We start from the raw sequence: 1,240 nt of genomic DNA, 5'->3' as shown, positions 1-1,240 counted from the left end.
GTCACGGACTACCCGACGACGGGCGGATCGGGTCAGGGCGCCGTCACGAAGTCGATGAGCTCCTCGACGCGGCCGAGCAGGGTCGGGTCGAGGTCCTCGAACCCCCGGACCCCGCCGAGGATGTGCTTCCAGGCACGGGCGATGTCGGCCTGGTCGCGGTGCGGCCAGCCGAGCTGCTGGCAGGTGCCGGTCTTCCAGTCGATGGAGCGCGGCACGTCGGGCCAGCGCTCGAAGCCGAGGCGCTGCGGCTTGACCGCCTGCCACACGTCGATGAAGGGGTGCCCGACGATCAGCACGTGCTTGCCGACCTCGGACTTGGCGATGTTTGCGGCGATCCGGCTCTCCTTGGAGCCGCGCACCAGGTGGTCCACCAGCACCCCGACCCGGCGCTGCGGGCCGGGCTTGAAGTCGCGCAGGTGGTCGGCGAGGTCGTCGACGCCGCCGAGGAACTCCACGACCACACCCTCGATGCGCAGGTCGTCGCCCCAGACCTTCTCCACCAGCTCGGCGTCGTGGCGGCCCTCGACGAAGATCCGGCTGGCGCGGGCGACGCGGGCCTTGGCGCCGTGGACGGCGATCGAGCCGCTCGCCGTGCGCGTGGGCTTGACGGGACCCGTGCGGGTGACCGGGGCGACCAGCACGACCGGCCGGCCCTCGAGCAGGAAGCCGGTGCCCAGGGGGAACGTACGCCGCTTGCCGCGGCGGTCCTCCAGCGTCAGGGTGCCGAGGTCACGGTCGACGGCGACGATCTCGCCGCACCAGTCGGTGGTGACCTCCTCGACGACCTGACCGAGGTCGGCGGGGGTCTCGGTGGCGCGGCCGTTCTTGGGGGCGCGCCAGTCGGTGGCGAGGACGTCGGAGCCGTAGCGGTCTGCGGGGGAAGGCACCGCCCAACGCTAGGTCGCGGTCGCGGCGGCGTGAGGGTGCCACGCCGCCGCGGGTCGCTCAGGGGACGGGGACAGCGGGTCAGCCGGTGATGCCGGCACCCTGGGCACCGTCGCCGCTGACGGACTCTGGGTCGGTCTCGTCGTCCCCGCTGCCGGACGTCTCGGTGCTGGGGGTCTCGCAGGTGACGGGCTTGGTGCCGGGCGAGGCGCCGTCGCCGTGGCAGGTCGAGCAGACGACCGCGGTGTCGACCTTCAGGTCCTTGGTCGTGCCGAAGGCCGCCTCCGCGAGCTCGACGTCGAGGCGGATCAGGGCGTCCTGCCCGCGGCGCATCCGCTGACGCGGACCACGACCC

General features: G+C 73.3%; 1 protein-coding gene and 1 pseudogene. Both read right to left on the bottom strand.

The window, feature by feature from the left end:
- Positions 1-32 precede the first annotated feature (32 nt).
- Positions 33-887, bottom strand: coding sequence for a DUF3097 domain-containing protein (locus AC1DQF_RS21625; protein WP_477527278.1), 855 nt, complete (start codon positions 885-887; stop codon positions 33-35).
- Positions 888-966: 79 nt separating this feature from the next.
- A pseudogene (locus AC1DQF_RS21620) lies at positions 967-1,240 on the bottom strand (hypothetical protein); the annotation flags it as partial.

The sequence above is a fragment of the Nocardioides sp. P4_G4 genome, from assembly GCF_056401085.1.
The sequence above is the reverse complement of the archived record's forward strand: the minus strand, read 5'-3'. Positions and strand labels throughout refer to the sequence as shown.